At 53.6% G+C, this 6,871-nt stretch carries 4 protein-coding genes and 1 CRISPR repeat array; all 4 genes read right to left on the bottom strand.

From position 1 onward, the window contains the following. Positions 1–142 precede the first annotated feature (142 nt). The gene (locus HOP52_RS16720; protein WP_238978552.1) at positions 143–667 is read right to left on the bottom strand and encodes a hypothetical protein; all 525 of its coding nucleotides are present in this window, start codon (positions 665–667) and stop codon (positions 143–145) included. A 155-nt stretch (positions 668–822) separates the two neighbouring features. Then, positions 823–4,780: direct repeats of the CRISPR family, unit length 36 nt; unit sequence GTCTCAATCCCTTCTATGCCAGGGAAGTGTTCTTAC. A 111-nt stretch (positions 4,781–4,891) separates the two neighbouring features. Further along, the gene (gene cas2 / locus HOP52_RS16715) at positions 4,892–5,221 is read right to left on the bottom strand and encodes a CRISPR-associated endonuclease Cas2 (RefSeq protein ID WP_238978551.1); all 330 of its coding nucleotides are present in this window, start codon (positions 5,219–5,221) and stop codon (positions 4,892–4,894) included. Continuing rightward, on the bottom strand, positions 5,212–5,925 hold the full coding sequence (locus tag HOP52_RS16710; protein WP_238978550.1) for a hypothetical protein: 714 nt from the start codon (positions 5,923–5,925) through the stop codon (positions 5,212–5,214). Before HOP52_RS16710 ends, cas2 begins: the two co-directional genes overlap by 10 nt. A gap of 1 nt (position 5,926) precedes the next feature. Then, a complete protein-coding gene (gene cas1 / locus HOP52_RS16705; protein WP_238978549.1) occupies positions 5,927–6,865 on the bottom strand; it encodes a CRISPR-associated endonuclease Cas1 in 939 nt (312 codons plus the stop codon). Between the last annotated feature and the right edge of the window lie 6 nt (positions 6,866–6,871).

Here is a 6,871-nt window from a genome sequence, read left to right as displayed (position 1 = left end):
CAAGACTCGCTACCGGCTGGTGGCTAACCTTGACCGGGTGGGACTTTCACCCACTGGGTTTCAACTCATCCTTTCCACCTCCTCGGTTTCCCGGATGACCAGGCTTTGCCTGGCGCACTCAAAAGCGTTGGCCGGTACTGGGTCACTTTACTTGGCCATTAACATCAAGCATGATTGCTTTCAAATCATGCGGCAATGACTCATCCTCACCTTTCCAAAATGACGTCAGCTTCCTATCTCCTCTCACCATACCCATCATGAAGTCTCTTGATTCATCCCAAATACTTCCTGGCATAAGGAAATCATAAGAGACCCCCTCACCGTAGCGGTCTGTCAACGCGCCCTTCAGATTTTCAAAATAGTTCTTCAACTCATGCCCATAACGATTTGTTTCAATGGGCCCCGTCACTGCACGAACAGCACACAAACCAGCTTCTTCACCAACCATGACCGAGTACCTCTCGAAATGTTGGCTAGGCACGGGGACTTCAGTCGCACGATACATTAACGGATTTTCAGTCGCCTCCAGCCCACCGATCTCTTCTTTCTTCATACCTTGCTCAAGGCCAAAGGGTCCCGCAGCAAGGCTCACAGGACTAGCTGCCACCAAGCACAATACAGTCATGGTCTTACGGAGATTAATCGCATTTCTGGAATTTCCTTTCATGTCATCACCTCTCAAGGAAAGAGACAGCATGATGACATGCCTCACCCAGATAGCAGTGAACTCGTAAGGTTACGAGAACCCCAGCACGGCTCATCTTTTATTCCAGCGAGAAATCTTACAATCCGAATAACAAGCATTCAGGCAACCGGTAAACTGCCTCAACCCTTTCTATATCAGGGAAGTATTCTTACGTCGAGATGGATAACAATCGCCGTCTGAAACTCATGTCTCAACCCCTTCTATGTCAGGGAAGTGTTCTTACAATCCCGCATTTCCAACTGTGATCGACCATTAGTCTCAATCCCTTCTATGCCAGGGAAGTGTTCTTACCCGCCCGGGTGCGCGAGATGAGCTACGCCGAGCGTCTCAATCCCTTCTATGCCAGGGAAGTGTTCTTACCTTCGGTAGCAGCGTCACCGGATGCGATGCAAGGGTCTCAATCCCTTCTATGCCAGGGAAGTGTTCTTACAATTCGCCACTTGGCTGGAAGAGCAGGGCCATAGGTCTCAATCCCTTCTATGCCAGGGAAGTGTTCTTACGATGAGATAAGGCTCAAAACGGAGGATACAGGCAGTCTCAATCCCTTCTATGCCAGGGAAGTGTTCTTACCAACGGCGGGATCGTGGTTCGCAAGCTTCGGTAAAAGTCTCAATCCCTTCTATGCCAGGGAAGTGTTCTTACGCCCCATTAATAATAATGGGCAAAGTGTTAAAGTCTCAATCCCTTCTATGCCAGGGAAGTGTTCTTACACTATCTTAGAAGCTGGACCAACTGAAGAAAATGAGTCTCAATCCCTTCTATGCCAGGGAAGTGTTCTTACGCATCGTACAGGGCGGTTGTGATAGTGGTGCATAGTCTCAATCCCTTCTATGCCAGGGAAGTGTTCTTACTGATATCGAAAAGGCGCTGGAGTATGAGTATAAGTCTCAATCCCTTCTATGCCAGGGAAGTGTTCTTACCTACTCGTAGGTATGCGTTTTGGGTACGTGGCACTGTCTCAATCCCTTCTATGCCAGGGAAGTGTTCTTACGGCCGTGACTATCGCTAGGAGCGACGAGCATCACGTCTCAATCCCTTCTATGCCAGGGAAGTGTTCTTACAAAGGATGGATAGGTATTGCGGTCTTTATTATTGCGTCTCAATCCCTTCTATGCCAGGGAAGTGTTCTTACGATGGGTCAGACTCGAATTGCAAACTATTGCCGATGTCTCAATCCCTTCTATGCCAGGGAAGTGTTCTTACGCGGAATACCTTGCGGAGCGGCGCGCCGCGCGGTGTCTCAATCCCTTCTATGCCAGGGAAGTGTTCTTACTCGTCAAGAATGGGCTTGTCGAAGTCAACGAGAAGTCTCAATCCCTTCTATGCCAGGGAAGTGTTCTTACTGGACGAGGGCGGCTGACATGAAAACATTGCTGTCTCAATCCCTTCTATGCCAGGGAAGTGTTCTTACCTCAAGCGCGCATGGCGGAGGAATTGGCGCGCTGCGTCTCAATCCCTTCTATGCCAGGGAAGTGTTCTTACCAGCGTAGTCGGCGGCAGCGGGCAATCCGCCTATGTCTCAATCCCTTCTATGCCAGGGAAGTGTTCTTACGAACTGGAAGAACGTTTTGATGAAGAATTAAATGTCTCAATCCCTTCTATGCCAGGGAAGTGTTCTTACGAGCTGATATATTATATACATACACACAAGGTAAGTCTCAATCCCTTCTATGCCAGGGAAGTGTTCTTACCCAACGACTTGCGCTGATAGCGGGCCGTGACTTGTCTCAATCCCTTCTATGCCAGGGAAGTGTTCTTACCTCAAGCGCGCATGGCGGAGGAATTGGCGCGCTGCGTCTCAATCCCTTCTATGCCAGGGAAGTGTTCTTACCAGCGTAGTCGGCGGCAGCGGGCAATCCGCCTATGTCTCAATCCCTTCTATGCCAGGGAAGTGTTCTTACGAACTGGAAGAACGTTTTGATGAAGAATTAAATGTCTCAATCCCTTCTATGCCAGGGAAGTGTTCTTACGAGCTGATATATTATATACATACACACAAGGTAAGTCTCAATCCCTTCTATGCCAGGGAAGTGTTCTTACCCAACGACTTGCGCTGATAGCGGGCCGTGACTTGTCTCAATCCCTTCTATGCCAGGGAAGTGTTCTTACGACGGGGCTGATTGCATACCGGAAAGTGGGGTCTGGTCTCAATCCCTTCTATGCCAGGGAAGTGTTCTTACCATGCTTATGGCCTTTGAATGGCGGGAGATACGACGTCTCAATCCCTTCTATGCCAGGGAAGTGTTCTTACGGCGTTTCAAAGGAAGAATGGGATATTCTGGAAGGTCTCAATCCCTTCTATGCCAGGGAAGTGTTCTTACGCATTTGATAACGGGAGATACGACCATGCGACAGTCTCAATCCCTTCTATGCCAGGGAAGTGTTCTTACTAAACGCCATACATCCCCTCCTTAGGCATTCTGAGTCTCAATCCCTTCTATGCCAGGGAAGTGTTCTTACATCAGCATGCGGACGGAGGACTACGCCGACATGGGTCTCAATCCCTTCTATGCCAGGGAAGTGTTCTTACGACGATGTTTACGTTATACGATACGGGTCAGAGTGGTCTCAATCCCTTCTATGCCAGGGAAGTGTTCTTACCCGGGTACGGTTTTGTACCGAACGAAGAGAAGGCGTCTCAATCCCTTCTATGCCAGGGAAGTGTTCTTACGAAAGCCCGGCCGTTGAGCCGGGCGAATTTTTTGGTCTCAATCCCTTCTATGCCAGGGAAGTGTTCTTACTTGAAGCTGCCGACGTTCGCGCCCGAACCGCGAAGTCTCAATCCCTTCTATGCCAGGGAAGTGTTCTTACTGACCGAAGCAACTGAGCAAGCCGCTGACACTGGTCTCAATCCCTTCTATGCCAGGGAAGTGTTCTTACTTGACCGGCGTTCGCGTATTGGAGGATTCGGGCTAGTCTCAATCCCTTCTATGCCAGGGAAGTGTTCTTACTGTTTGGGGTGTTCGTGTTTACGTACAGCGAGGGTCTCAATCCCTTCTATGCCAGGGAAGTGTTCTTACCCGTATGCGCGCCCTGTTTCGGCCACACGCGCCCGTCTCAATCCCTTCTATGCCAGGGAAGTGTTCTTACGCATGTCGGTGACGATACCGTTTGACGCACTGGAAGTCTCAATCCCTTCTATGCCAGGGAAGTGTTCTTACACAGTAATGGCGCTTTTGGCGTGGATTTATGCTACGTCTCAATCCCTTCTATGCCAGGGAAGTGTTCTTACTATCGCCGCGCGTCTTACTGAAAAAGGAAAAGACGTCTCAATCCCTTCTATGCCAGGGAAGTGTTCTTACGCTAAAGGCGCGGGCAGTACGCACGGCGTAACGGTCTCAATCCCTTCTATGCCAGGGAAGTGTTCTTACGTCATTAACGGTAACGGCGTCGACCGCTGTGTGAAGTCTCAATCCCTTCTATGCCAGGGAAGTGTTCTTACCGAACTGCTGGAAAGCATCGCGCAGGCTGGCGAGTCTCAATCCCTTCTATGCCAGGGAAGTGTTCTTACCCGACTGAAATACCGCACCAGTTCGATGTTATACGTCTCAATCCCTTCTATGCCAGGGAAGTGTTCTTACTTGTTCACCCTGACGACCCCAACACCGAAGCGCAGTCTCAATCCCTTCTATGCCAGGGAAGTGTTCTTACGACGTATGCGGCGGCGAACCGCCCCCGTTCCCCGAAGTCTCAATCCCTTCTATGCCAGGGAAGTGTTCTTACGTCATTAACGGTAACGGCGTCGACCGCTGTGTGAAGTCTCAATCCCTTCTATGCCAGGGAAGTGTTCTTACATAACAAAGTTGTCGAAATCGAGGTCAGAACATGAGTCTCAATCCCTTCTATGCCAGGGAAGTGTTCTTACCGATGACCGGCGGTTTTTACGGCGTGTACTGCAATGTCTCAATCCCTTCTATGCCAGGGAAGTGTTCTTACGCACGACGAGCGCGGATCAAGACGATGTGATTGGTCTCAATCCCTTCTATGCCAGGGAAGTGTTCTTACGACAGGCATCGCCAATGGAAACACACAGCGCCCGTCTCAATCCCTTCTATGCCAGGGAAGTGTTCTTACAGCTCCACCCCAAAAGCCCAGTGCCAGCAGCCGTTTACAGCTTGGTTTAGCACAACGATGCCCGTCACCCACCCTACAGTACACTGCATTGTGAAAGAGCGGTGAACTGCCTTAGCCTTCGGGCTCTCTGTCATCGTCGACAATGCCTTGTTGCTGCATGCGGATCAATGACTCTACCATCAACGGCAGCCGCGTGGTGCCCTGGATGATGGCATTGGCAAGATCCTCGATCGGATAAAGCCGCACATCGTCTTCACCCTCATCCATCAGGCTTCTCAGTTCTTCAATCATGACACCCAGATCTTCTGCTTTCAATGCGCAGGCAAAGACCGAACGCTGCAAAGGCATGCCCCAGTGGCGGCAGCAACGGTGGACCCGACGCAGCCGCCGCGAGTCACGGATGTCGTAACATACCAGCCAGTTCACCCCTGTTACAGCCATTCATCCGCCCTCAATTCCAGCTGCAGCAGCAAGCGCTGCATATGGTTCTCCAGGCCCTCGCTGAACGCCTCGAAGGCCTGGCAGCACTGCTGCACGTCGGGTGCCGGCCGGTGTCGCAGCCACCAGCGCCCCTGCACCATTACCCAGGGCAACAGCATCCGGTGCAGCGTGGTGATCAGACAGCGCGCCGGCCGTTGGGCGCTATCCAGTTGATACTCGGCAGCAACATCATTGAGCAGGGCCCCTGTCAGGCCATCAAGCCAGTCACGGGCATCCTCGCTCAGCGAATGGCGGCAGCGCCCTGCCTGCTCACGCAGCTGCAGGGTGATATCTCGCTCGAGGTGCCGCACTTGATCATCCTGCCAGTCCGCCAGCCAGTCGCGAAGGTGACTGTTGTGCATCAACCGTTCTGCCAGTAGGGGAAGCGGGCTGCTCTCTATTGCGGGCGCATTGAAGGCGCCGATCAGGCGGCCTCGGCTGCCCATGAAGGTCACGCCCACTCCCATCTCGAGCAGTTTCCAGAGGTAGCGCATGTCGCCGGGGGCACGCTCGATAAAGATCACTCGACGCAGCCGGCTGAGCGGAAACAGCTGCTCGGCACGCCGCTGCATACGCACCGAAAGGGTATTGCCGACCAGCCGCCACTGCTGCAGCTGGCGGCCATGAATGAATAGTGTCGCCATAATGGCCGTATCCGTACTCATGCTAGCCCTCCTGTTCCCAGCGCTGGCAGAGCCGCCGCGCCAACCTATGGATATGACGTCGGCACGGCGCCAATCGCACCTCATAGCAGGGAAAGTAGATTCCCCTTCCCTCTTTCTTGAGCAGACAGGCACCCAACTGGCGCGTGAAGTGGTGGGCCCGCAGATCCTGCCTCGCCACCAAGCGCCACACGAAGTGGTCAGCTTGCGGCCTCACCAGTTCCACGAGATCGCAGGCCAGCGAAGGCCTACCGTAACCCACGCGGTGGTAAACCCCGTAGGCTGGGTCCAGCCCGGCCAGCTGCAGTGCCCGGCTGCACTCGCTGGTCAGCATGCTGTAGGTGAGCGACAGCAGCGCATTCACCGGGTCCGGAGCGGGCCGCTTCCGACGTCCGCTGAACCCAAGGCTGGCGGGTACCAGGCGTTGGAAAACGCCAAAGTAGGCGCGTGCAGCGCTACCCTCCAGGCCCAGCAGCTGCTGCGCATCAGCATCCGATACCTGCTTTTGAAGCAATGCCAGCTCTCGCTCCGCCCGGCGACAGCGACCCGCCTCGGCGCCACGTCGCGCCGCAAAGCGTAGTAACTGATGGCGTTGCGCCTTGACCTTCCAGCGCACCAGCAGCCGAGCCCACGTCAGGCAGCGTGCGTCATCCAACACCAGCGCATACTGCTGCAAGCGCCGCCCATGGTTGCCGTGAATCGGTGTCAGACACTCGGTGGCCTGGCTCTTGCTTCGCGGCGACAACAAGGTGATTGTGATTCCGGCGCTGGAAAGCCGGTGCAACAGGCGGGTGGAAACCTCGATATCCGCCACGATGGTCACACGTTCCAAGAGATGCAGTGGCACATGGGCCACCGGCCGCTCGGGCACTTTCACTGTCAGGCTTCGCCCGTCCAGCGCCAGCTGCGTATTGGCATGGTCCAGATACAGATGTCGGCTCATCGTTGC

The organism is Billgrantia campisalis (assembly GCF_022341425.1).
GTDB lineage: Bacteria > Pseudomonadota > Gammaproteobacteria > Pseudomonadales > Halomonadaceae > Halomonas > Halomonas campisalis.
Note: the sequence above shows the minus strand (reverse complement) of the source record. Positions and strands in the feature narration are given on the sequence as shown.

What these genes read in the sequence shown, in the direction of transcription:
- HOP52_RS16710 (WP_238978550.1), bottom strand. Translation starts at nt 5,925, where the DNA reads ATGAGTACGGATACGGCCATTATGGCGACACTATTCATTCATGGCCGC.
- cas1 (WP_238978549.1), bottom strand. Translation starts at nt 6,865, where the DNA reads ATGAGCCGACATCTGTATCTGGACCATGCCAATACGCAGCTGGCGCTG.
- cas2 (WP_238978551.1), bottom strand. Translation starts at nt 5,221, where the DNA reads ATGGCTGTAACAGGGGTGAACTGGCTGGTATGTTACGACATCCGTGAC.
- HOP52_RS16720 (WP_238978552.1), bottom strand. Translation starts at nt 667, where the DNA reads ATGAAAGGAAATTCCAGAAATGCGATTAATCTCCGTAAGACCATGACT.